The organism is Bradyrhizobium sp. FW305-F6, from assembly GCF_058782905.1.
Genome location: NZ_JBYSYD010000007.1, coordinates 157,099 through 181,692 on the forward strand (window position 1 = coordinate 157,099; position 24,594 = coordinate 181,692).

Genomic DNA, 24,594 nt, shown 5'->3' on the forward strand with positions numbered 1-24,594 from the left:
TCCGGGGCGATGCGGAGCATCGAACTAGGGTGCGCGATTGCGTTCCCGAGAATCTCGAGATTCCGGATCGCGCTACGCGCGCCCGGAATGACTGCCAAACTTCACCCGCTCAGCGCCTTGCGGATGATCCGCGCCAGATCCGACTTGCGATAGGGTTTTGGCAGCAGCAGAACGCCCGAATCCAGCCGGCCGTGATGGATGATCGCGTTCTCGGTATAGCCCGAGGTGTAGACCACCTTGAGATCCGGCCGCGTCTTCATCATTTCGTCCGCAAGCTGCCGTCCGTTCATCTTGCCGGGCATGATGACGTCGGTGAACAGCAGATCGAACGGCTTTCCGGCGGCAACGATCGCGAGCGCCTCGGCGGCGTTGGCGGCCTGCAAGGTGACGTAACCCAGCCCGTGCAATTGCGCCAGCACGTAGTCCCGCACCAGCCGGTCGTCCTCCACCACGAGGATCGTCTCGTGTCCGCCCTCGATCGTCGCCGGCGTCACGCCCTCGCCGGCGGCCGCCGGCGTCTTGCCCGGCGGCAGATACATCTTGACCGTGGTGCCGTGTCCCTCCTCGCTGTAGATCTTGATGTGGCCTGCGGACTGCTTGATGAAGCCGTAGACCATCGAAAGACCGAGCCCGGTGCCCTTGCCCGGACCCTTCGAGGTGAAGAATGGGTCGAACACCCTGGCCAGCATATTCGCGGGGATTCCGGTGCCGGTGTCGCTCACAGCGATCAGCACGTAATGACCCGCCGACACGTCGTTCGCACTGGCGTAGACTTCGTCGAGATAGGCGACACCCGTCTCCAGGATCAGCTTGCCGCCGCCCGGCATGGCGTCGCGGGCATTGAGCGCGAGGTTGAGGATCGCGGTGGTGAGCTGGTTGGGATCGACGACGCCGACGCAATTCTCGTCCTCGAACACCGATTCGATCTGGATATGCTCGCCCAGCGTCGGCCGCAACAATTTCGAGGTGTCGACGATCAGCGAGTTGATGTCGATCTCGCGCGGCTGCAGCGGCTGCTTGCGCGCGAAGGCGAGCAGGTGCTGGGTCAGATCGGCGCCGCGCGCGGCAGCCTCGTCGATCATCTTCGTGATCGCCGCGAGCTGCGGCTCCTTGGCGACCGCCTCCGCGAGAATCTCGATGGTTCCGGTGATGACGGTGAGAATATTGTTGAAGTCATGCGCCACGCCGCCGGTGAGCTGGCCGACGGCCTCCATCTTCTCGACGTGGCGGATGCGCTCCTCCGTGGCGATCTTGTCGGTGAGATCGCGGTAGAAGACGTTGAACAACAGGCCCTCGCGGCGGTTCAGCGCGGTCACGCTGACCTCGGCCTTGAATTCCTTGCCGTCGCGGTTGCGGCAGATCAACTCGCGGCGATGCTTCAGCGTCTTGTCGTCCCTGTTCTTCGGGAAGTTCTTCATTCTCTCACTGACGATCTCGCGGTCGCTCTCGGCAATGATCAGGTCGATGGTGCGCTTGCCCAGCACTTCGTCGCGGCGCCAGCCGAACAACTGCTCGGCCTGCGAGTTCCAGTTGAGGATATGGCCGGTTTCGTCGGTCTGGACGAAGGCGTCGAGCGAGGTCTCGACGATGTTGCGGGCGAGCCGTTCGCTCTCGCGCAGCGATTCCTGCGCGAGCCGCGCCTCGGTCATGTCGCGTCCGACGAAGAAGAAGCGGCGCGCCTGTTCGGACCAGCTGCCGAGCCAGGACAGCCAGACCTCGTGCCCGCTCCGGTGGAAGCAGCGGGTGTCGGTGAGCCTGATGCGCGCGCCGGCGCGCATCTCGCGCATCTCGGCACGGGACTGTTCCAGATGGTCGGGATGAATGAAGTCGGCGCCGCTGCGGCCGATCATCTCGTCCGGCCGGTAGCCGAGAACGATCTCGCTGCTCGGACTGATCTGTGCGATGTGACCATGGGAATCCATGATCATGATCAGGTCCTGCGACGTCTCGAAAATCTGCCGCCGCTCCTCGATCTGCTGCTGCAGCGCCCGCTCGGCGCGCCGTGCCTCGGTCAGGCTGCGCGCGCTGCCGGAGGCGCCGATGATCTCGCCCGACGGGCCTCGGATCGGCGACAGGCTCAGTGAGATCTCGACCGGCGTGCCGTCCTTGCGCAGGCGCACCGTCTCGAAGCGTTCGATCGGCTCGCCCCGCGCAATCCGGCCCAGATAGTCCTTGCCGTCCGCGCGGCGGTCGGGCGGGACGATGATCGACGTGGGCTGGCCGATCGCCTCCTCCGCCGTATAGCCGTAAAGGCGTTCGGCGGCCGGGTTCCAGCCGGTGATCACGGCGTCGAGCGTCTGCATCACGATCGCGTCGTCGGACGATTCCACCGCCGCGCTGAACAGACTCTCGCGCGTTGCGTGGTGGCTTCGCGCGGCCTCGGTGCGGCGATGCTCCTCGATTTCGCGTTCGAGCGCGGCTGTTTTCGCGCGGGTCTCCTCGACCATCCGGGCAAAGGCGCGCGCAAGCACGCCGGTCTCGCCGCTGGCATCGACGGGGATGTCTGCGGGACGTCCGCTGCCGATGGCCTGCACCGCCTCCGTCAGACGCCCGATCGGACGGGTCAACGAGCGCGCCAGCAGCACCGCGAGCGCAGCTGCGGCGAGAACGGCCAGCACGCCGACCAGCAGGGACGTTTTTTGAATGGCGGCCGGCACGCGGCCGAAGACGGACGGGGGCACGGTTGCGACGACGGCGACCCATTCCTTGCCCGCAAGCGATAACGGCACGAACGCCGCGCCGCTCGTCCGGCCCGACTCGTCGGTTGTGACCCGCGTGGCCACGTCCGACGTGCCGGCCAGGGCTGCGTAGAACGGAAGGTCCTTGCGCCAATCGGTGGGATGGCCTCGCGAAGACCCGAACTCTCGCGCCCGATCGGGATGGACCAGATAGTCGCCGCGCGAATTCACGACGTAGATCTCTCCGCCCGAGCTCATGGTCGTGCGAATCCGATCGAGAGCCGGGCGCATGTCGATATTGGCGACGATGATGCCGAACGGCTTGTCGTCGGGTGCAAACAGCGGCATCGCGACCCGCAGGGTCGGCGCGTGAGGTGCCGTCGTTCCCCCATATCGGGTGGCGAGTTCGACGGGGGACACGTAGATCTCGCCCGGCCTCAGTCGAATGGTCTCCTGAAAGTAGGCCCGGCCGCTCTTGCGCTCCAGTTCGTCGTCCGGGACGATCCGCACCGCTCCGTTCGGTCCGGAGCGATCGACCCGAACCAGCTCGCGCTGGTCGTCGGCGCCAATGATCCTGAATTGTCCGTAGATGGGCTTGGCCTCGATCTCGGCCGCGAGCCGCGCCGCGATGCGCTCGCGCCAGGTTTGCTCGGAGACGCCGTCAGACGGGTCAATTCCTCCGCCCGTGTTGGCGCGGATCAGGCCATTGATAGCCGCAGCGGCGCGATAGCCGGCCAGATCGCCGCGCACGCCGGCAACATAGAATTCAAGATTGGCCGCAATCAGGCGCGACTGGGCTTCGACCCGCTCCAGGACCCGCGGAATGACGGCCTGCGTGGTGTTGCGATAGCCGAGCCAGCCGACTGCGGCCACGGTGACCGCCACCAGCAGGATCATCGCGATGGCCAGACGCGTCGCCAGCGTCGTTGTGAAGCTCATGGAGGTTTTCGTCGTCCCGCCGCGCCATGTCTGGCTTGCAGCAGGGGAGGTGTTCTTGTCATCGGCGGTCGGAGCGGACATCGGACCCCTCCGGCTGGCCGGTCTTCAGGCAATGATCGACCATCGCAAGCAGTGCGTCGGGCCGGAACGGTTTCTGCAAAGCGGCCACCGCACCGAGCTTGGTCGCCATCTTCAGGAAGTCCGGTTCCGCATAGGCATCGGGCGTGATCGAACGGCCGGAGACGACGACGATCGGAATGGTCGGGACCAGGGCCCGAATGTGACGCATCGTCTCCAGTCCGTCCATGCCGGGCATGAAGATGTCGAGAAACAGCAGGTCGAACCGGCCGGCCTCGAACAAGGCCAGTCCCTTGCGGCCATCGCCGGCGACAGTCACGTGATGACCAGCCCGTTCCAGCAGCAGCCGGATGGTGATTTGGATGGCCGGTTCGTCATCCACGATCAGGATGTTGGCCACGTCTGAAATCCTCCGGGGTCGGATGGGAGCGCCCCAGCGACCGCAATCAAAAACCATCAATATGAAATTGTTGCGCGGATTCTCGTCTGCCGGCAAGCACTTCGAGCCCTCCGGCCCGAGCTGCCGCTTTATTGCGCTGCACCGCGGGTTTGCACGCCCGAATGCATAGCAGAAGTTCGCCTTCGCCCGCCCAGTGCCTTGCGGGGGGTGGATAGCCTGTGAGAAGAGCAGGATGAATCCTCAGGACGGACAGGGGCATAACATGACCGGCAAGAAAAAGACGCCCGACCAGCTTCGCAGCGCGCGCTGGTTCGCGCCCGACGACCTGCGCTCGTTCGGCCACCGCTCCCGGGCCATGCAGATGGGTTACGCTCCGGAGGAGTGGAAGGACCGCCCTGCCATCGCGATCCTCAACACCTGGTCGGATGCGCAGCCCTGTCACATGCATTTCAAGTCGCGCGTCGACGACGTCAAGCGCGGTATCCTGATGGCCGGCGGCCTGCCGCTGGAACTGCCGGCATTGTCGCTGTCGGAATCGTTGCTGAAGCCGACCACCATGCTCTATCGCAACCTGCTGGCCATGGACGCCGAGGAGCTCTTGCGCAGCCACCCCGTCGACGGCGTCGTGCTGATGGGCGGCTGCGACAAGACGACACCGGCGCTGCTGCTGGGTGCGACCTCCATGAACATCCCGGCGATCTATCTGCCGGCAGGGCCGATGCTGCGCGGCAACTGGAAAGGCAAGACGCTCGGTTCAGGCTCGGACGGCTGGAAATATTGGGACGAACGCCGCGCCGGGAAGATCTCGGACAAGGACTGGCTCGACATCGAGGCCGGCATCGCCCGCAGCTACGGCACCTGCATGACCATGGGCACCGCATCGACCATGACCGCGATTGCGGAGGCGATCGGCATGACGCTGCCCGGCGCCTCCTCGATTCCGGCCGCTGACGCCAACCACATCCGCATGGCCAGCGAATGCGGCCGCCGCATCGTCGAGATGGTCTGGGAGGACCTGACGCCGAAGCTGATCCAGACCCGCAAGGCGTTCGAGAATGGCATTGCGGTCGCGATGGCGATGGGCTGCTCGACCAACGCGATCATCCATCTGATCGCGCAGGCCCGCCGCGCCGGCCAGGATATCGGCCTCGACGATTTCGAAACCGCGAGCCGCAAGGTGCCCGTCATCGCCAACGTCCGCCCGAGCGGCGATGCCTATCTGATGGAGGACTTCTTCTATGCCGGCGGCCTGCCGGCGCTGATGGCGCAAATCAGGCCGCATCTGCATCTCGACTGCATCACCGTCACCGGCAAGACGGTGGCTGAGAACATCGAGGGCGCCGAGGTCTACAATGCCGACGTGATCCGCTCCATCAACAATCCCATCTACAAGGAAGGCGCGCTCGCCGTACTCAGGGGCAATCTCGCGCCCGACGGCTGCGTCATCAAGCCTTCCGCCTGCGCGCCGCGGTTCCTCAAGCATACCGGCCCGGCGCTGGTGTTCGACGATTACCCCTCGATGAAGAAGGCGGTCGACGATCCCAACCTCGACGTCACCGAGGACCACATCCTGATCCTGCGCAATGCGGGGCCGCAGGGCGGGCCGGGCATGCCGGAATGGGGCATGCTGCCGATTCCGACCAAGCTCGTGAAGCAGGGCGTGCGCGACATGGTCCGCATCTCGGATGCGCGCATGAGCGGCACCAGCTACGGCGCCTGCATCCTGCACGTCTCGCCGGAGTCCTATATCGGCGGCCCGCTGGCTCTGGTGCAGAACGGCGACCGCATCACGCTCGACGTCGCCGCGCGCACCATCAATCTCGACGTGAGCGAGGCTGAGCTCGCCAAACGCCGCGCCGCCTGGAAGCAGCCCGAGCGCCGCTTCGAGCGCGGCTATGGCTGGATGTTCACCAAACACATCAAGCAGGCCAATGACGGCTGCGACTTCGACTTCCTCGAGACCGATTTCGGCGCGCCGATCGGCGAGCCGTCGATTTACTGATGTCCCGTCATTCCGGGGCATCGCGAAGCGATGAGCCCGGAATCCATCTTGCAGCAGTACATACCGACCGATGGATTCCGGGCTCGCGCTACGCGCGCCCCGGAATGACGAAAGAGAGAGGATGAGATGCCAAAACTCACCGAAGCCACCCGCACAAAACTCAAATCCGTCTCTACCGCCACCGTCGCCACCGCCCTGTTCAAGCGCGGCCTGCGCATCCAGATGATCCAGGATGTCCGCCCCTTGAGCCCGGAGCAGCCGACCATGGTCGGCGAAGCCTTCACGCTGCGCTACATGCCGGCGCGCGAGGATCTCAACGCCATCGACGTGTTCAAGGACCGCTCCCATCCGCAGCGCAAGGCGGTCGAGGACTGTCCGCCCGGCGCCGTGCTGGTGATGGACAGCCGCAAGGACGCGCGGGCAGCCTCCGCCGGCGCCATCCTGGTCACGCGGCTCATGAAGCGCGGCGTTGCGGGCGTCGTCACCGACGGCGGGTTTCGCGACTCCGCCTAGATCGCCAGGCTCGGTTTTCCCGCCTTTCATCACCGCCCCTCGGCGCCGACCAACCTCACGCTGCACCAGGCGATCGAGATCAACGTGCCGATCGGCTGCGGCGACGCGCCGGTGTTTCCCGGCGACGTCATCCTCGGCGATGCCGACGGCGTCATCGTGATCCCCGCTCATCTCGCGGACGAGATCGCCAACGAAACCTTCGAGATGACGGCGTTCGAGGACTTTGTCACCGAGGAAGTCGGCAAGGGCCGCGGCATCTTCGGCCTCTATCCCGCCACCGATCCGCAGACGCTGACGGATTTCGCGGAATGGCGGAAGAAGAACGGGCGCTGACTTTTCTGCAGGTCGCGCCACATTCTCGGTTGTCGTCCCGGACAAGCGAAGCGCAGATCCGGGACCCATAACCCCAGGGAGCAGTTTGGCGAAGACTTGCAGTTAAGAAGTCGTCGTCGGTACTATCACCTGCGCCTCACCGATACATCACGCGGTATGGGTCCCCGCCTTCGCGGGGACGACAGCGGACCGTGTTGCTTCAGGTCTTGCTACACCTCAGCCTCCGCCATCCCCGCCATCCCCGCCGCCCACAGCGCGAACGCGTAAACGATCGCGACTTCGTCGAGCCGGTCGAAGCGGCCCGAAGCGCCGCCATGGCCGGCGCCCATGTTGGTGCGGAGCAGGACCGGGCCGCCGCCCGTCATGGTGGCGCGCAGGCGCGCGATCCATTTGGCGGGCTCCCAATAGGTGACGCGCGGGTCGGTCAGGCCGCCCATGGCGAGGATCGCAGGATAGTCCTTTGCCGCGACGTTGTCGTAGGGCGAGTAGGACAGGATGGTGCGGAAATCGGTCTCGCTCTCGATCGGGTTGCCCCATTCCGGCCATTCCGGCGGCGTCAGCGGCAGCGTGTCGTCGAGCATGGTGTTGAGCACGTCGACGAACGGCACCTCGGCGACGATGCCGGCGAACAAGTCGCCGGCGCGGTTGGCGACCGCGCCCATCAGCATGCCGCCGGCAGAGCCGCCATGGCCGACAATCCGTTTCGCGCTGGTGTATCTGGCATCGATCAACGCGCGGGCGCAGGCCGCGAAATCGTCGAACGAGTTCGTCTTCTTCTCGCGCTTGCCGTCGAGATACCAGCCCCAGCCCTTGTCGGCGCCGCCGCGGATATGGGCGATGGCGTAGACGAAGCCGCGGTCGACCAACGACAGGCGATTGGCGCTGAACGAAGCCGGCATCGCCATGCCGTAGGAGCCGTAGCCATAGAGCAATAGCGGCGCCGTGCCGTCGAGCTTCAGCCCGCGGCGATGGAGGATCGAGACCGGCACCTCGGCACCGTCATGCGATGTCGCCATGATGCGCGTGGTGACGTAGTCGCTCGCATCGTGGCCGGAGGGAATCTCCTGGCGTTTGCGCAAGACGCGCGTGCGCTTGACCATGTCGTAGTCGTAGACTTCCGACGGCGTCGTCATCGACGAATAGGCGAAGCGCAAATTCGTCGTGTCGAATTCGTAGGAGCCCATCGTGTCCAGCGAATAGGCGGCCTCGTCGAAGGCGATGGCGTGCTCCTCGCCCGAGGCGAGATCGCGGATCACGACCGACGGCAGCGCATTGGCGCGTTCCAGCCGCACCAGATGGCCGGCATAGAGGTCGAGGTCGATGATGTAGATGCCGGGACGATAGGGGATCAGGTCGCGCCAGTTCTTGCGCTCCGGCGAAGCAAGCGGCGCGGTGACGATCTTGAAGTCGATGGCATCGTCGGCATTGGTGAGGATGTAGAGCTCGTCGCCGCGATCGGCGAGTGAATATTGCACGCCTTCTTCGCGCGCCGCGACCAGCCGCGGCGGCGCCTCGGGATGGGCGAGATCGATCAGCCGCTGCTCGCTCGTCTCATGGTCGCCGCCCGCGATCACGCAGAAGCGGCCGCTGGTGCTCTCGTGCAGATGGGTGAACCAGCCGGCATCCTGCTCCTCATAGACCAGCGTGTCGTCGGCCTGCCTCGTTCCCAGCCTGTGCCGCCACACCTGCATCGGCCGGTGATTGTCGTCGAGCTTGACGTAGAAGAAGCTCTTGCAGTCCGCGGCCCAGACCACGCCGCCATCGGTCTCCTCGACGACATCGTCGAGATCTCTGCCGGATCCCCAGTCGCGTACGCGGATCGAGAAATATTCGGAGCCCTTGGTGTCCGCGCTCCAGGCCTGCAGCTTGTGATCGTAGGAGTGGCGGCTGCCGCCGAACTTGAAGTATTCGTGGTCCTTGGCGAGCGCGTCGCCGTCGAGCACGATCTGGCCCTCGCCGCCGTCGCGCGGCATGCGGCCGAACAGCTCGTGCTGTCCGCCCTCGCGAAACCGGCGGAAATAGGCAAAGGGACCATCCGGCGACGGCACGCTGGAATCATCCTCCTTGATGCGTCCGCGCATCTCGCGCACCAGCGTCTTCTGGAGCGGCGCAGTATGGCCGAGCAGGCTCTCGGTGTAGACGTTCTCCTCATCCAGATATGTGCGGATGTCGGGATCTAGCACCGCGGGATGACGCAGCACCTCTTGCCAGTTCGCGTCCTTCAGCCAGGCATAGTCGTCGGTCACAATGATGCCGTGCCGCGTGAAGGAATGCGGCCGGCGCGGGGCGACGGGGGGCTGGGAAGATGCTTTGGCTTGGGTCACTCGGTCCTCGTTCGTCTTGCCGAAACTCATCTCGTCATGCGCGGGCTTGACCCGCGCATCCATCAACGACGAATCTTTAGCGATGGATTTGCCGGGTCAAGCCCGGCAATGACGGCCGTAGAAGGCGGCTGGTCGCCTATAATATGGCGACAACCCCCTGAATAGCCAGCGCCGCTGCCGCCTCACCGGGTTGTTGCCCCGCCCCTTGTATGCTTTAGGGACGATATCCCCGCCGCCGGTCCAGCCTGATGCTGTTCAATTCCTATCCGTTCATCCTGCTGTTTCTGCCGGTCGTGCTGGCCGGCTATTTCCAGCTCGGCCGGCGCAGCAATCTGGCCCCGGTGATCTGGCTGGCGCTGGCCTCGATCACCTTCTACGCGATCGGCAGCTGGCAGTTCCTGGCCCTCTTACTGCTCTCGATCGCCTTCAATTATGGCGTTGGCCACCTCCTGATCGCGGCTGAGCTCGCGCCGATGCAACGCAAGGCGGCGCTCGCATTCGGCCTCGCCGGCGATCTCCTCGTGCTCGGCATCTTCAAATATGCGGGCTTTGCCGCCGAGAACATCAACGCGGTGCTCGGCACCCATCTCGCGGTTCATATCCTGCTGCCGGTCGGCATTTCTTTTTACACTTTCACCCAGATCGCGTTTCTGGTGGACGCGTATCGCGGCCAGGTCGCACGTTACGCCTTGCCGCACTACGCGCTGTTCGTGACTTACTTTCCGCATTTGATCGCAGGGCCGATCCTTCACCACAAGGACATGATCCCGCAATTCGAGCGCAAGGAATCGAAGCATCCGGACGCGCATCTGATGCTGTGCGGGATCATCATCTTCGCCATCGGCCTGTTCAAGAAGACCTGCCTTGCCGACGGCATCCAGCCGCTGGTCGCGCTCGCCTTCGAGGCCCGCTCGCCGAGCTTCGACCAGGCCTGGCTTGGCGCGCTCGCCTACACGTTCCAGCTCTATTTCGACTTCTCCGGCTATTCCGACATGGCGATCGGGATCTCGCTGATGTTCGGCATCTTCCTGCCGGTCAACTTCAACTCGCCCTACAAGGCGACCAGCATTGTGGAGTTCTGGCGGCGCTGGCACATGACGCTGTCGCAGTTTTTGCGCGACTATCTCTACATCCCGCTCGGCGGCAACCGCAGGGGCCGCGTGCTGCGCTACGTCAACCTGATGGCCACCATGCTGCTCGGCGGGCTCTGGCACGGCGCGGCCTGGACGTTCGTCGTCTGGGGCGCGCTGCACGGCGCGTATCTCTGCGTCAATCATGCCTTCCATGCCTTGGCGCCGAACGTTTCGCCGCGGCTTGCACGCCCGGCTCGCATCGCGGGCGCCGCGCTGACGTTCCTCGCCGTCGTGGTCGCCTGGGTGTTTTTCCGCGCCGCGAGCGTGGAATGGGCGCTGCGCGTGCTCCAAGCCATGGCTGATCCCTCGAATATCGTGTTCGGCCGCGAGGAGATCGCGGCGCTCGTCCTCATCGCCATCTACGCCGCGCTGGTGTGGCTGGCGCCGAACACGCAAGGCCTCATGGGATACGACCACGCGAACCGCAGGGTCGGCGAAACCTTGCGGGCCGGACGGAGGCGGCCGCTGGTGCTCTATGCGGCGTCGCTGGTGCTCGCGTTCGGCTTTCTGGGTATCCAGAGCCATAGCGAATTCATCTATTTCCGGTTCTGATGCGGGGCACGTTCACCAATCTGGCGCGGCTTCTCCTCGCTGCCACGGCATGCGTGCTCGGCGCGGCGGCGCTGACCTTCGCAGTCGATCCGCTGCAACTATTCCGACCCTCGTACCTCATCCCCGCCTTCTATTCCGACGACACGCGCGTGCAGAATGCCGGACTGATCCGCAGCCAGCCGTTCGACACCGCCTTCATGGGCACCTCGCTCGCGATCCATTTCCGCCAGAGCGACATCGACCGTGCGCTTGGTGTGCGCTCGCTCAAGCTGGCAATGACCGGGTCCAACTCGCGCCAGCAGGCCTTTGTGCTCGAGCAGGCGATCGACCGCGGCGCCAGGCGGGTGATCTGGGAGATGGACGATTTCATCTTCATCGATGCCGCCGACATCGAGGCCGATCCCTATCTCTCCGTGGATCTCTATCGCCGAACTGCCAAGGGCATCGCGTCCTATCTGTTCAGCGCATCGATGGCAAAGGAGTCCTTGTTCGCGCTGCTGCGGTCGCTCCCGCCGCTGCGTGAGCCGATGACCCGGGCGGCGCCTTATCTGCCGGTCAAGTTCGCGCTGGCAGACATCGACGACATCTACGCCCTGCCGCGGGATTTCGACGTTGCGCGGGACTACAACGCCAGAAAGACGCTCGCCGCCTTCACCTACATCACCGATCCCGCGCGCCGCCGCTTCCTGGGCGAAGGCTACGGCTTCGAGGCCATGGTCCGGCATTTCGAGCGCGATGCCCTCGGCCTGATCGCGCGCCATCCAGGCGTGACCTTCGACATCTACTTCCCGCCCTATTCAGTCCTGCAATTCGTCGCCATGCGCGATGCCTCGCCCGAAACGCTGAAGATCGTCACCGATCTCACGGCCGTGATCGCCGAGCGCCTGACGCAGCTTCCCAACGTTCGCCTGCACGATTTCCGCGCGATCAAGCCGGTGACGCACGATCTCGACAATTACAGCGACGTCATCCACCATTCGCCGGTGGTGGACGCGATGGTGCTGAAATGGCTGGCGAGCGGAGAGTATCGGGTTGATCCGAAGCAGCCGACGGCGTCGCTGGATGGGCTGAAGGCGCATGTGGATGCGTATCGCGTGCCACGAGTGAACCTGCCGTAGCCCGCATGAGCGAAGCGACATGCGGGAGTTCGCAAGGTCCCGGGTGTCGCTTCGCTCACCCGGCCTACAAGCGCTGATCTTTCCCTCTCCCCTTGTGGGAGAAGGAAGGCGGGTGCGCAGCGCGCGCCGGTTCCCTACGCCGCCACCTCGTCCCCGAGATACGCGACCGCGGCCTCCAGCCCGCCCTTGCCGTGCGGGATCTTCAACGCGTTGAGGCCGACCTCGATCACGCCCAGCGTGCCGAGCAGCATCGGCGCGTTGACGTGGCCCATATGGGCGATGCGGAAGGCCTGGCCGGAAAGATCGCCGATGCCGGTGCCGAGCACGACGCCGCACTTGTCCTTGCAATAGCGTTGCAGCACGGCCGGGTCATGGCCGTTGCTCATGGTCACCGTGGTCACGGTGTTGGAGCGCTCGCTGGCCTCGGCGACGTTGAAGCCGAGCACCTGGCCCTCGGACCAGACGGCGACCGCGCGCCGCGCGGCTTCGGCGAGCAGGCTGTGGCGGCGGAAGGCATTTTCGAGGCCCTCCTCGTGCAGCATGTCGATTGCCTTGCGCAAAGCGAACAGGAGATGCACCGGCGCGGTGCCGGCATATTTGCGATAGTTCTCGGTGCCCTCGCGCTCGCTCCAGCTCCAATAGGGCGTCGACATGTTGGCCTTCTTGTGCACCTCGAGCGCGCGCGCATTGGCGGCGACGAAGCCGAGGCCGGGCGGCGTCATCAGGCCCTTCTGTGAGCCGGACATCGCGACGTCGATGCCCCATTCGTCCATCTTGAAGGGCATGCAGCCGAGCGAGGCGACGGTGTCGACCATGTACAGCGCGGGATGGCCGCTCGCCTTGATCGCCTTGCCGATCGCCTCGATGTCGTTCTGCACGCCCGAGGCGGTGTCGACCTGCACCACGACGACGGCCTTGATGCTGTGCTCCTTGTCGCGGCGCAGGCGCTCCTCGACCTCGTGCGGCCGCACCGCGCGGCGCCAATCGCCCTTGAGCACCTCGACCTCGGCGCCCATCAGGGCCGCCGCATTGCCCCAGCCGATCGCAAACCGGCCGCTCTCCAGCACCAGGACCTTGTCGCCGCGCGAGAGCACGTTGCTGAGCGCCGCTTCCCAGGCGCCGTGACCATTGGCGATGTAGATGTAGGACTTGCCCTTGGTCGCAAACAGCCTCGTGAGGTCGCCGAGCAGGCTCTCGGTCAGCTCGAGCATCTCCTTGGAGTAGATGTCGATCGCCGGGCGGTGCATCGCCTGCAGCACCTCGTCGGGCATCGTGGTGGGCCCGGGGATGGCCAGAAATTCCCGGCCCGCGCGAACGGTCATTGCTGTTGGTCCTTGTTGCCAGAGAACGGACTGCTGGATTGCTAAGTCCTACCTTTACGCGGCGCCGAAGCCCTGGAAAAGCGCGCAAAACGCGGGTCTGGGTTATCGTTTGGTCTCGCGGCAGCCGGCGGCTTCGGCCTCCTCGACCGAGCAGAACCAGCGGGTGCCCTTGCTGACCTTCATCCTGATCTGGGTGTACCAGCGGCTGGTGGGCCGGTGATAGATGCATTCGCCGGCGCTGTTCACGTTGCCCTTGATGGTGCAGTCCGGCGACGGTGCCACCGGCCCGGAGGCCGAGGCGAGCAGCACGGCATGCGCCCCGTCGGGTGGCTTGGTCGCGCCCAGAATAGTTGTCTTCTTGTTGCGGACACGCCAGTCCCAGGGCGCGATGAAGGCGCCCTGCCACATCCCGGCCTTGGCCTCGCGCGCGGCCTTTTCATCCGCCTCGTAGTCCTTGGACATGCGGGTATAGGCCAGCGCCCAGCCGCTGCGCACCAGCCATTTCTGGATGTCCTCGCCGCCGACCTCGCAACGCGCCACGGTCCGGCCGCGCCGGTCGATAGAGCGGGCGTGACAGATCCAGTTCTTTCCGTCGGCGTGTCTGGCGAGCTCGTCGCGGGCCGCGATGCCGCAGGTCCAGCGCTCGGCCTTGGTGTTGAGGCAGAGCTGGTCGACCGCCGGCGCGTCGATGCCGCCGAGCCGGATCCGCGTGTTGCCGATCACGACCGCGTCGCCGGCGCGAACCTTGGCCGTGCCGGAGATGTCGGCAGCGTGCGCGAGCGAAGGCAGGACAAGGAGAGACAGCGCAATCAGGATCTTTCGCAACATGCCGGTCCGCGTGTGATGAACATCTCGATAGACGCTGCAATTGTGGTCGGCTTTTGGCCTGTCAGCCAGCTTAGGCCTGACGGATCGGCTTTCAACTTCCCGTCATTGCGCGATGGCTTGCTTACCCTCCCCTGGAGGGGGAGGGTAAGAGAAATCGCCTCAACCCCGCGCCATCGCCCGCTTGGCGAGCGCCAGTCCCATCAGCACGAAGGCCGACGTCACCTCGGGACCGCCGACCAAAATCCGCGTCGGAGTCTTCATCTTGTTCCACTCATAGGCGCGGAACGGACCGCGACGGCCGCCTTCGCCGAGCCCCGCGACGATCACGTTCAGCGCCGGCGCAAAGGCACGCGGGTCGGCGCCGAGATGGCCGAGCGCGATCAGCGCGAGCGCCGCATCGAACACGTTCATCTCGGCGGCCATCAGCTCGCCCTTGACGTAGGACAGCACGCGATGGCGGATGAAATCGAAATCGCCGTCGGGATCGATTGCGGCCTGCGCCGCCAGCGGCAGCGCCAGGAACGCCGCATAGCAGCGGCCGAAATAGGCGCTGTAGAGCTCTGGCAGATAATAGATGTGCGAGCGCGGATTGGCGAAGGCGCCGCTCGCCGCCAGCCGTTTCTGGAAGCCGATGATGCGATGCACGGTGGCGAGCCGCGCCGGAGTCTCCAGGATTTTCCAGCGCGCCAGGTTGCGAAAGCTGACCTCGAGAATGTCGAGATTGAGGGTCGGATCGAGATCGTTGCCGTAGGGACGCTCGCCCGCGAGATTGTCGATCCAGGTCGCAACCCCGCCCTCGTAATCGATATTGTCGTTGAGCGGCACGGTCACGCGCGGTTCGTTGACGCCGGCGCGCACCTGGTAGCCGGCGTAGAAATCCAGCAGCGGCTGGTCGATGATCGGATCGGTGCAGCCGGCCTGCGTTGCCGCAGAGATCGAGCAGGCCGTGGTGTCGCAATCCGGCACGTAGATTCCGAAACCGAGATCCTGCTTGATCTGCGCGAAGTAGCGGGAGAAGCGCGGGTGCGGCGCCGGCGCGAGCGCGGTGATGACGTCGAAGCGCGCGCCGCCCAAACCCTCGACCTGCTCGCGGCTGATGTTGATGCAGAAATCGACCATGTCGGCGATGGCGCGCTCCGCGGCGCTCTTGTCGGCCGGCGAGGCGAGTCCGGTCTCGACATAGCTCAGCAGCGCCTCGATGAAGAACGCATCGTAATAGGCCGACCGATGGCGGATCTGCACCGGCTCCCACATCGGCTCGGCAATGCCTTTCCAGGGCGGATTGACCACGGCGCGCGCGGGCGAGCGCGCGATGAAGACGCGGGCGAGGTTGAACAGCAGCGAGGAATTCTTGTAGCCGCGCGCGTTCAGCCCCGTCAGCGCCATGATCAGTTCGCGTCCGCGGACATCGGGATCGCCGATCAGGTTGAAGGCGGCATAGGTCGGCAGGAAGCCGTTGCGGCGGTAGGAGCCGAGCAGGTGCTGGGCGCAGTCGCGGATCACGCCGTCGATCTCGGCGCTCTGCGGCACGGCGGCGGCGAACGACACCGGCGGCGGCTTGGGATGGTCGAGCGCGATGCTGTCGACAAGAGCGGCGATCGGCTGCCCGACCGCCGCCCAGTCGGGCTCGGCCTCGTCGCGGGCCTGGGTGAGTGCCTGCCGCAGCTGCGTCAGTTTGGCCTCGTCACGCAGCTCGGGCACGCCCGCGCGTCGCAGCAGGATCCGCAGCGCGGGATTGCCGAGCGCGGTCTTGTAGAATTTGGCGATATGCGGATCGCCGCTGGCCGTGCCCGACAATACGGGATCGCAGACGTCGTAAAGCGAGGGGCCGTCCTTCCGCGCCGTCAGCGCCCGGCAGGCGGCGCCGGCAAAATAATGAAAGCTCATGAAATACCTGGTCGCGGGGCCTCGGTCGGGGACATCAGGCACGCTCCCATCCGCGTGCCACCCCCTGCAAGTCGTTGAAAAAGCTACCCGGATTCGCGGGAAATACAAATGTGATGGAAGTCACGGAAAAGCCGGCGCGAGGGCGACATGATCGCGTCCCGTAAGGCTACGGGAAAGCCAGGAATTCAGCAATTCGCAGCGGAGAATTGATTAGTATCGTCAGTGGTTTAGCTCAAATAATGAGCAATCTATTGCCCCAGGGCCTATATCCGGTTAAGGGTTTGTTTGGTGCGGCGCCGCAAATTGCGCGCAATTCGGGGGCACACCCCCGGCCAATCCCTCAAACCTAAAGCCGCTATCGCGCTACTCAAACAGTGTGCGCGCGCTTGGCTGGTCTTTGGCACAGGAAACGAACCGAGATGAATTTGAAGCAGCTCGACCTTTCCCGACGTACGATCGCCCTCGCCGCAGCCCTCATCGGCACGGTGTCGCTGGTGATCGGCGCCCATGCTGCTCTCAACATGCGTGCGATCGATGCGGCCAAGGCGGTCTCGACCGACCGGATCACCGGTTCGATCGGCCAGAGTTCCCGCCTGGCGCTGGTCATCGGCAATGGACATTATCCCGACGCCAGTGCGCCGCTGACGCAGTCGATCAACGACGCCCGCGCGCTGTCCTCGTCGCTGCGCAAGAACGGCTTCGACGTGGACATGGTGGAAGATGCGACCCGCGACGACATGGTCCGCGCCGTCAACCGCCTGAAGTCCCGGATCACGCGCGACAGCGTCGTCATGCTGTTCTTCGGCGGCTACGGCGTGCAGGCCGGCCGCGAGAGCTACATGTTGCCGGTCGATGCCGTGATCTGGAAGGAAAGGGACGTCCGCCGCCAAGGTGTGTCGATCGAGGGCGTGCTCGAGATGATGAAGGAGCAGGGCGCCAAGGCGAAGCTCGTCGTGGTCGACGCCTCCCGCCGCAATCCTTACGAGCGCCGCTTCCGCTCCTACAGCCACGGCCTCGCGCCGATCAGCGCGTCCGACAACGCGCTGATCCTCACCTCCGCTTCCCCCGGCAAGGTCGTCGATGACGTCAAGGGTGAGCACAGCGTGCTGGTCAGCGAATTCCTCGCCAATCTCGGCAAGCCGGGCAGCGCCGAGAGCGTCTTCAACAAGACCCGCCTCGCCATCTCCCGCGCCAGCGAAGGCGACCAGGTTCCGACCGTGTCCTCCTCGCTGCTCGAAGACGTCCATTTCGGCGCAACCGGCGGCTAGTTTCTTACCCTCCCCTGGAGGGGGAGGGTCGATCGCGCGTAAGCGCGAGCGGGGTGGGGTGATCTCTCCTCTTGGGCGGTGCCCGTGCGGAGAGATCACCCCACCCCGTCTCCCATTTTCGCTTCGCTCAAATGCGAGCCGACCCTCCCCCTCCAGGGGAGGGTAAGCAAACCTTCTTCTGTAATCCCTACTTCACAGCTTCCGCGCTCGCCATGACCGGACGCACCGGATCGCCTTCGCGCAGGAGTGCGCCGGCGCGGGCGACGACGACGTCGCCTTCGCTGAGGCCTTCGCGAACCTCGATATTGCCGCCCGACATCAACCCTAGCTCGACACGCTTGGTCTCGACGCGGTTGCGGCGGATCACCTGCACCACGGTGCCGGCGGAGGAATACTGCACGGCGGTCAGCGGCACCGCCACGTTGCAGCTCTGCCCGGTCTTGATCAGCGCGCGTCCGCTCGCATTGAGCAGCAGCCGCTTCTGCGAGGAGATGCCGATATAGACCAGCCCCTGCTGGATGTTCGGCTCGACGGTCGCGCCGATGCGGCGCACCTTGCCGCTGATGTCGGGGGCGCCCGGGATATGCACGGTGGCCTGCTGGTTGACCGCGAGCTTGCGCACATCGGAGGTGGCCACGAGGCCGACCAGATCGTAATCGCTGCGCGCTACGATCGTGAACAGCGCCTCGCCCTTGGCCGAGGCGAAGTTACCGATCTGCGCGGACGAGTTCGAGATCACGCCCGCCACCGGCGCGGTGACCTGGAGCGTGCCGCCTTCCGGCAGCGCCAGCCGCGCCAGCACCTGGCCGGCGGTGGTGGTGTCGCCCGCTTCCGCCAGCACCTCCGTGACCTTCAGGCCGGGCCGCTCGGGCCGCACCGTGGTTTCCTCACGCGCGATCATCGTGCCGGTGGCCTCGACGATGTCGGAGAAGCAGGATTTCGCAACCTTCAGAACCGTCACCGCCGGGCCCTTGGGCGCGTCGTCCTCGGCGGCAAGCCCCGGATTGGGGCCGAGCACGAGCAGGCCGGCGACGGCTGCGGGATACAGGTTTCGAAGGACGGCACGGGGCAAATGACGCATCGGAAATTCCACGAGGGCTATGGCTTCAATCGATAGCAGACGGACGCCGCGCGCACTACGGCCGCGTGGTCCGAAAACAGGATGCGCGGCCGCAGGCGGTCGCGGCAAGTCTTTGATGAGTCGCAGGATTGAACAACAGGTTCGGTCCTGGCAGGTCCGGTTACCCTCGTCGCCCAAGCCACCTGGCGGCCGGCGGCGGTTCGCGTTCAGCTGCGCCGGTCACCCAGCAGCTTGCCGGAGGAGCGCTCGATCAAATGGAATCGCGTGCAGGCCGGACAAGACACGGACACGTGCGTGCGATCGCCCGGCTCATCGGTAAGCAGATGCTGCACATTCAGGCCGGTCTGAGGGCATTTGAAGACAATTGGTCGATCCATGACGAAGATATGAGGCCCACGGGCAATCCGGCAAATTACGGATGTTTACGTAGGTCCCTCGGCCGCAATTCCTCGCAGCTCCTGATCCTTCCCGCCAGCGAAGGGCCGCGATGTTCCCCATCGGCGAAATACCCGGTGCCGCTTCGAACCAATGCCGTGCCTTTCGCATTGAAGCGCCATGCCCCGTGAAAACGATCTCGAAGGTGAACCCGACATGGGCGGCAAGCATGGCGGTCAGGCCGGCCAGCCCAAGCCTCCGCCGCGCCCGCGCGAGGGTGAGCGCGACGGCGACGTCGTGGCAAAGCGCCACACCGGCCAAACCGATCGCGCGCCGCCACCGACCAAACCAAAATAGTGCCTCGCCGGACGTCAGGGCGGGGTCGTGCGCCGGGAACGGCGGCATCGCTGTGAAGTTGGCTTGGTGCGGCAGCGAGGGATGGAAACGGAGGCTGGCTCGTGTTTTGGATCTGTTGGAACACCGCCTGGTCGCTGATCATCAGCGGCATCATGGTCGCCACGATCGTCAGCCACCCCGACTCTGAATTCGTCGAAGTGCAGGCGGCCCGACGGCCGATGTGAGCTCCCGCTTCCAGAGCATGATCCGGAAGGATGTCGCGCTTTAGCCTGCCGCCCGCCGGGGCCGGGCCGGCTGGCGGAGGGTCGGGGGCCGGGATTCCGCCACGTAATCGGGAAGCTGAAACTTGCGCCGGTAGTCCTTCGGCGACACGCCGGCCTGCTTTCGAAACAGGCGGCGGAAGGACGCTACGTCCTCGTAGCCGACCTCGCGACAGATGTCCTCGATCGCAGCTTCCGTCGTCTCCAGCAGTTGCTTGGCCTCCTCGATGCGCAGCGTCTGCACATAGGCGAGCGGCGAATAGCCCGTCGCAGCCCGGAAGCGGCGATCGAATGAGCGCTTCGGCAATCCGGAGTGTTGCACCAGCGCCGCGATGACGTCCTGCCGCTGATAATTCTGCGCGATGTAGTCCTGGCACCGCGTGATCACGCCGTCGCCGTGATCGACGTTCTGCACCATCGAGGCGAACGGCAATTGTCCGTCGCGATGCCACTGGTAGAGAAAGACCTTCGACATGCGGATCGCCTCTTCCGTGCCGCCATATTTGGCGACGATCAGGAGCGCGAGATCCTGCCATGACGAGGCGCCGCCGCCGCAGACCAGATTGTGTCCGGGGCCGTTCTGCACCAGAACGCGCTCCATGCGGAGCTTGACCTCCGGGAAGTGCTTTCGAAACACCGGCTCGTAGACCCAGTGTGTGGTCGCCTCGCATCCGTCAAGCAGCCCGGCTTCGGCGAGCACGAGCGACCCGCCGCAGGACCCGTACATCTGCGCGCCCGCCTCGTGCATCTTCCTGATCCACGCGATGAGCCGCCGGTCGAGCCCGGCGGTGCCGGTCTTCGCGGTGACGATCACGTTCGGCACGAACACGATGTCGGTCGCTGCGATTTGATCGGCCACGTCCTGCGGCAGGATGCTGACGCCGGTGATCAGCGTGATCGGGCCGGGCTCGGCGCCGACCAGCCGCGGCTCGAACAAGCCGTCGGGCGTGCCGCCCTTGACGCCGTCCCATATGCGTCCTGCGCCCCACAACGTGTCGAACACGCCGTAGATGATCGACGGGTCGCATTCGGCAAACACGGGAATACTCACGCGTACACGTCCACGTGACATTCTGCAGCCTTTGGCTCGATTGGCTCGAAGCTGACTATTCTGCCTCTGCATCGCCAAGTCCAGACACCGTATGTCGCACCTTACCGGGCGCATTGTGCGCGCCTTCGAAGGAGCAAGTCATGAACCTGGATGAAAAGAAGCTCGAGCAGTTGCTTGGCCTCGTCGTCAACGAACTCGGCGCCGCCTCCAATGCGGCGCTGGTCGTCCTCGGCGACCGGCTGGGATTATTCCGCGCGCTGGCCGAACGCCCGATGACGGCGGCCGAGCTCGCCGATCGGACCGGGACTCACGAGCGCTACGTTCGCGAATGGTTGTCGGCACAGGCGGCCTCCGGCTTCGTGAGTTACGCTGCGACCAACGATACGTTCAGCATGACGCCGGAGCAGAGCGCGGTCTTCGCCGATGAAGACAGCCCGGTCGCGATGGTGGGCGGCTTCAGCCTGCTGCCGGCGGTCTATCACGACGAGCCGCGCCTCGCTGACGCGTTCCGAACCGGCAAAGGCTTGCGCTGGAGCGATCACTGCAATTGCATGTCCTGCGGCGTCGACCGCTTCTTCCGGCCTGGCTATCGTGCGCATCTGATCGCCGAATGGCTGCCTGCGCTCGGCGGCGTCGTCGAGAAGCTGGAGCGGGGTGCGAAGGTCGCGGACGTCGGCTGCGGCCATGGCTATTCGACACGGCTGATGGCCGAGGCGTTCCCGAACTCGGAGTTCATCGGCATCGACTACGACGATGCCTCGATCGGTTGCGCAACGGCCGAAATCTCCGGCGTGCGGAATCTCCGGTACGAAGTCGCCCGGGCGCAGGATTTCGCCGGATCGGGCTTCGATCTCGTGACGATGTTCGACGCACTTCATGACATGGGCGATCCCGTCGGCGCCGCCCGACACATCCGTGGTGCTCTGAAGCACGACGGCACGCTGATGCTGGTGGAGCCGACGGCGGGGGACAGTCTCGCCGACAATCTCAATCCGGTCGGGCGCGTTTACTACGCGGGCTCCACCCACATCTGCCTGCCGACGTCGCTGAGCCAGGACGTTGGTCTGGGGCTTGGGGCGCAGGCCGGCGAGAAGCGTATCGCGCAGGTGTTGCGTCAGGGCGGCTTCTCGCAGATCGCAAAGGCTGCCGGTTCGCCCTTCAACATGATCCTGGAAGCGCGGCCATGACGGCCGCGCACAACAAGAGGCGCAGCAGCCCGGTCGCAGTCCGGCCGGATGCTGCGGACGCAAGGCGAGAATTGCCGTGATCGACATCATCTCCCACCTCCTTCTCGCCCGCGCCTCGCTGGTCGCGGGCCGGTCCCACTGGTCCTGGAGGCGGCTGGCTGCGCTCGGCCGCCTCAGATGGCGCGAATTCTGGACGCTCACGGCGGGGGCGTAACCGAGGCCGACCTGCGTCGAGGCCTAGGGTATTGCGGGGCAGCACCGGTTCATCCCGGGGATGGCAGGAATCATCCCTACGACCGTCTTGCTGCCGCAGCCAAATCGGCGCACTTTGCCGCCGTCGGCTGATTTGCCACCCAAGGTCCCTTCAGATGATCACCGCATCCAAGGCCTTCATCGCCTTCTGTTTGCTCGCCCTTGTCGGCACTGCGCTCGTGGTCGGCCCGACCGAGTTGCGCCGCCTGCTGCCGGACGGGGCGAAGACCGTCGTCGCCGCCAGGCCGGAGGCAAAGATCGAGCCCAGTGTCGAGGCCAAGGTCGAACCCAGGATCGAACCAAGGGCTGAACCCAAGGCTGAGGCCAAACCTGAGCCCAAGCCGGAGCTTGCCGCCGCCGCACCGCCTGCCCCCGCAGCAGCGCCGACGCAGGGCACCGAGCCGAAGGCGGGCGTGCTGGCCGAGACGCAGAAGCAGGTGGCCGCGCTCGGCGATCTTGTGCCTCGCAAGCCGCCGGCTCCGGCCGCAGATGCCGGCCCCCGTTTCGACGTCGGCCGCATCGACGAGCGCGGCGAAGCCGCGGTGATTGCCGGCCGCGCCGCGCCGGGCGCGAGGGTCGAGCTGCTGCGCGACGGCAAGCCGCTCGATACCGCGGTCGCGGACGCTTCGGGCCAGTTCGTGATGACGCCGCCGCAATTGCCTGCCGGTTCTTATGAGCTGACGCTCCGGGCCAAGGCGCCGGACGGCACGGTGGCAGAGTCCGGCCGGACCATGCCCGTGACCATCGCCGAAGCGGCGCGGCCCGCACCGGCCGCGAAGCAGGAGGCGAGACAGGAGACGAAGCAGGCCGAGAAGCCGGACGAGAAGCCGGATATCGTGGCCGCCCTGCCATCCGCCTCGCCGCGCCTGGCGTCGGCGCCCGACAAGCCGGCGGCCCGGCCGCGCTTGACCGGCGCGCCGAAACCGAAAGCGCTCGCCCATGCGCCGGCGCCGACCACGCTGGCATCGGCCTCGCCGACGGACGTGCTGACCGCTCCCCCGGCGGATGGCGGGAGCCGGGTCATCTCCAAGGGCGACAGCCTGTGGGCGCTCAGCCGGCTCGCTTATGGCGACGGCGCCCGCTACGCGGTGATCTTCAAGGCCAACCGGGACAAGATCCAGAACCCGAACCTGATCTATCCCGGCCAGACCTTCGTGGTGCCGCAAACGGCGGAGTGACGCCGCTCCGGCGTTGCCGACGAGCGTTGCGACGCTTTGCCCTGTGCTGCTTCGGAACGTTCGGTTCCCTTGCGCGTCATTGTGACTGCGGCGCATTGCGCGCATGCCACGAGGGAGGGCCAGGACGTGGCCAGGTCGGCGGTCAAGTCGGCAATCATGTCGGGGCGCATGAGACTGGCGCTGGCGGGCGCAGCTCTCGTGATTGGGGCAGTGTTGCTGCCAGACAAGGCCGAGGCGCAGTTCGGGTTGCGCGGCGGTCCGCTCGGCGTGGCGCGCTTCGCCGTCGGCCACATGATGGGGATGTCGCGCCTGCGCCACTCGCGCATGGCGGTGCGCGGCAGCCGCTACCGCTCCGCAGCGCTGAGGTCGCGAGACCCTCGTCAGGATTCCCGCGCCGAGCGCGGCCAACTGTCGAACCCCTACGTCATGCGCGCGGCGCTCACGGCGCAGGCTGCGCTGGCGGGTTGGCAGGGTGGCCGCAAATCGCAGGGCTGGTGGCGCCACCCCGATGGCAGCTATGGCTGGGCCGGCCCGGTGTTCTGGCCCTTCGCCCATGACGATCTCACCAACGCGATCATTCTCGGCGATGCGACCAGCCTCTCGCTCTACGGCTATGGCGACATCTATGCCGCGCTGTTCACGCCCTATGCAGCGAAGGAGCTCGCCGCCTATACCAGGTCGCAGGGCCGGCGTGCGCGGGTGCCGTCCGCCGAGACCCTCTGCGAGGCCAGCGACACCGGCGGCCTGCCGGTCGAGCGCATCGCGGGCGCCGTGCAGCCGAACGAGTTGCAGCGCGCCGCGCTCGACGAGCTGGCGTCGGCCTGGACGGCGGCGGCCGAGGCCATCGGCGATGCCTGCCCGGCGCAGGTGCCCGCGGATGCTGCGGCTCGCCTCGGCCTGATGCGCGAGCGCATCGAGGCCATGATCAAGGCCGTCGAAACCGTCGAAGCGCCGCTGTCGAAGTTCGTCGATCTCCTCAATGAGGAGCAGAAGGTCAAGCTCAACGCCCTCGTCAATGAGCGCCGCGCCGCGCTAGCCGCGCTTCAGCGCAAGGACTCGCAGGCGGCCGCAGCCTGCAAGCCAGACTACGATCCCCGCTACGACGTGAAGGCGCAGCGCCAATACGAGCAGCTGGTGCAGCAGCAATGGCCCGCTGCCGACATCGCCGCGACCCTCCATCTCGACGAGGTCGCCCGCGCCCGCCTCGAGGTGCTGCAGGGCACCGCGCTCCGCACCATGCAGACGCTCAGCGCCTGCCCGACCGAGCCCGCCGCGACGGCGCAGGCCCGCCTTGCCGCCGTGAAGGCGCGGCTGCAGACCATGCGCGAGGCGGTGAACGGCGTGGCCGACGCGCTCGACGATTTCCAAGCCGACCTGAGCGACGAGCAGAAGGCCGCGTTCGAGGCGATCGGGCCGAAGCGGGGGGCGTGAGACCCTCGCCGAAACGCTTGGCGCGAAAATCGTTAGAGCATGATCCG

General features: G+C 65.8%; 18 protein-coding genes and 1 pseudogene. 11 read left to right on the forward strand and 8 right to left on the reverse strand.

Annotation, left to right across the window (positions count from 1 at the left end):
• Positions 1-101 precede the first annotated feature (101 nt).
• Positions 102-3,698, reverse strand: coding sequence for a PAS domain S-box protein (locus AC3WLX_RS32480; RefSeq protein WP_492339010.1), 3,597 nt, complete (start codon positions 3,696-3,698; stop codon positions 102-104).
• Positions 3,676-4,095 carry a response regulator gene (locus AC3WLX_RS32485; protein ID WP_291622896.1) on the reverse strand — a complete coding sequence of 140 codons (420 nt, stop codon included), beginning with the start codon at positions 4,093-4,095 and terminating at the stop codon, positions 3,676-3,678. Before AC3WLX_RS32485 ends, AC3WLX_RS32480 begins: the two co-directional genes overlap by 23 nt.
• A 262-nt stretch (positions 4,096-4,357) precedes the next feature.
• Between AC3WLX_RS32485 and araD the strand changes: the two genes are divergently transcribed.
• Positions 4,358-6,097, forward strand: coding sequence for an L-arabinonate dehydratase (gene araD / locus AC3WLX_RS32490; RefSeq protein WP_492339011.1), 1,740 nt, complete (start codon positions 4,358-4,360; stop codon positions 6,095-6,097).
• A gap of 126 nt (positions 6,098-6,223) precedes the next feature.
• Positions 6,224-6,943, forward strand: a pseudogene (locus AC3WLX_RS32495) (ribonuclease activity regulator RraA).
• Positions 6,944-7,152: 209 nt separating this feature from the next.
• Here the strand turns inward: AC3WLX_RS32495 and AC3WLX_RS32500 are convergent.
• Positions 7,153-9,267 (reverse strand): S9 family peptidase, encoded by a 2,115-nt coding sequence (locus AC3WLX_RS32500; protein ID WP_492339052.1) that lies wholly within the window; start codon positions 9,265-9,267, stop codon positions 7,153-7,155.
• 248 nt (positions 9,268-9,515) lie between these two features.
• On the opposite strand from AC3WLX_RS32500, the gene AC3WLX_RS32505 reads away from it, so the two are divergent.
• Complete coding sequence (locus AC3WLX_RS32505) at positions 9,516-10,952, forward strand: MBOAT family O-acyltransferase (protein WP_492339012.1); 1,437 nt, start codon at positions 9,516-9,518, stop codon at positions 10,950-10,952.
• Positions 10,952-12,070: a hypothetical protein gene (locus AC3WLX_RS32510; RefSeq protein WP_492339013.1), complete on the forward strand. Its 1,119-nt coding sequence runs from the start codon at positions 10,952-10,954 to the stop codon at positions 12,068-12,070. Before AC3WLX_RS32505 ends, AC3WLX_RS32510 begins: the two co-directional genes overlap by 1 nt.
• A 134-nt stretch (positions 12,071-12,204) precedes the next feature.
• Here the strand turns inward: AC3WLX_RS32510 and AC3WLX_RS32515 are convergent, their stop codons facing one another.
• From AC3WLX_RS32515 to AC3WLX_RS32525, 3 genes are all read right to left on the reverse strand, one after another.
• Entirely contained in the window at positions 12,205-13,392 is a 1,188-nt protein-coding gene (locus AC3WLX_RS32515; RefSeq protein ID WP_492339014.1) for a pyridoxal-phosphate-dependent aminotransferase family protein, read from the reverse strand.
• A 102-nt stretch (positions 13,393-13,494) separates the two neighbouring features.
• Positions 13,495-14,220 (reverse strand): thermonuclease family protein, encoded by a 726-nt coding sequence (locus AC3WLX_RS32520; RefSeq protein ID WP_291622884.1) that lies wholly within the window; start codon positions 14,218-14,220, stop codon positions 13,495-13,497.
• A gap of 159 nt (positions 14,221-14,379) precedes the next feature.
• Positions 14,380-16,107 carry a hypothetical protein gene (locus tag AC3WLX_RS32525; RefSeq protein WP_492339015.1) on the reverse strand — a complete coding sequence of 576 codons (1,728 nt, stop codon included), beginning with the start codon at positions 16,105-16,107 and terminating at the stop codon, positions 14,380-14,382.
• Between the two features lie 419 nt (positions 16,108-16,526).
• Here AC3WLX_RS32525 and AC3WLX_RS32530 point away from each other — a divergent pair, with 419 nt between their 5' ends.
• On the forward strand, positions 16,527-17,375 hold the full coding sequence (locus AC3WLX_RS32530; protein WP_492339016.1) for a caspase family protein: 849 nt from the start codon (positions 16,527-16,529) through the stop codon (positions 17,373-17,375).
• 187 nt (positions 17,376-17,562) lie between these two features.
• Here the strand turns inward: AC3WLX_RS32530 and AC3WLX_RS32535 are convergent, their stop codons facing one another.
• The gene (locus tag AC3WLX_RS32535; protein WP_492339017.1) at positions 17,563-18,456 is read right to left on the reverse strand and encodes an efflux RND transporter periplasmic adaptor subunit; all 894 of its coding nucleotides are present in this window, start codon (positions 18,454-18,456) and stop codon (positions 17,563-17,565) included.
• 290 nt (positions 18,457-18,746) lie between these two features.
• Between AC3WLX_RS32535 and AC3WLX_RS32540 the strand changes: the two genes are divergently transcribed.
• From AC3WLX_RS32540 to AC3WLX_RS32550, 3 genes are all read left to right on the forward strand, one after another.
• Complete coding sequence (locus tag AC3WLX_RS32540) at positions 18,747-19,022, forward strand: hypothetical protein (RefSeq protein ID WP_492339018.1); 276 nt, start codon at positions 18,747-18,749, stop codon at positions 19,020-19,022.
• Positions 19,012-19,188: a hypothetical protein gene (locus AC3WLX_RS32545; protein WP_291625446.1), complete on the forward strand. Its 177-nt coding sequence runs from the start codon at positions 19,012-19,014 to the stop codon at positions 19,186-19,188. The genes AC3WLX_RS32540 and AC3WLX_RS32545 overlap by 11 nt, the downstream gene beginning before the upstream one ends.
• A 101-nt stretch (positions 19,189-19,289) precedes the next feature.
• The gene (locus tag AC3WLX_RS32550; protein ID WP_492339019.1) at positions 19,290-19,412 is read left to right on the forward strand and encodes a hypothetical protein; all 123 of its coding nucleotides are present in this window, start codon (positions 19,290-19,292) and stop codon (positions 19,410-19,412) included.
• A gap of 40 nt (positions 19,413-19,452) precedes the next feature.
• On the opposite strand, the gene AC3WLX_RS32555 is transcribed toward AC3WLX_RS32550, so the two are convergent.
• Positions 19,453-20,499 carry a GlxA family transcriptional regulator gene (locus AC3WLX_RS32555; protein WP_492339020.1) on the reverse strand — a complete coding sequence of 349 codons (1,047 nt, stop codon included), beginning with the start codon at positions 20,497-20,499 and terminating at the stop codon, positions 19,453-19,455.
• A gap of 140 nt (positions 20,500-20,639) precedes the next feature.
• Between AC3WLX_RS32555 and AC3WLX_RS32560 the strand changes: the two genes are divergently transcribed.
• The 3 genes from AC3WLX_RS32560 to AC3WLX_RS32570 all read left to right on the forward strand — a co-directional run bounded on the left by AC3WLX_RS32560 (position 20,640) and on the right by AC3WLX_RS32570 (position 24,547).
• Positions 20,640-21,686 carry a class I SAM-dependent methyltransferase gene (locus tag AC3WLX_RS32560; RefSeq protein WP_492339021.1) on the forward strand — a complete coding sequence of 349 codons (1,047 nt, stop codon included), beginning with the start codon at positions 20,640-20,642 and terminating at the stop codon, positions 21,684-21,686.
• Between the two features lie 368 nt (positions 21,687-22,054).
• A complete protein-coding gene (locus tag AC3WLX_RS32565) occupies positions 22,055-23,116 on the forward strand; it encodes a LysM peptidoglycan-binding domain-containing protein (protein WP_291625440.1) in 1,062 nt (353 codons plus the stop codon).
• Between the two features lie 156 nt (positions 23,117-23,272).
• Positions 23,273-24,547: a Spy/CpxP family protein refolding chaperone gene (locus AC3WLX_RS32570; RefSeq protein ID WP_492339053.1), complete on the forward strand. Its 1,275-nt coding sequence runs from the start codon at positions 23,273-23,275 to the stop codon at positions 24,545-24,547.
• Positions 24,548-24,594 lie beyond the last annotated feature (47 nt).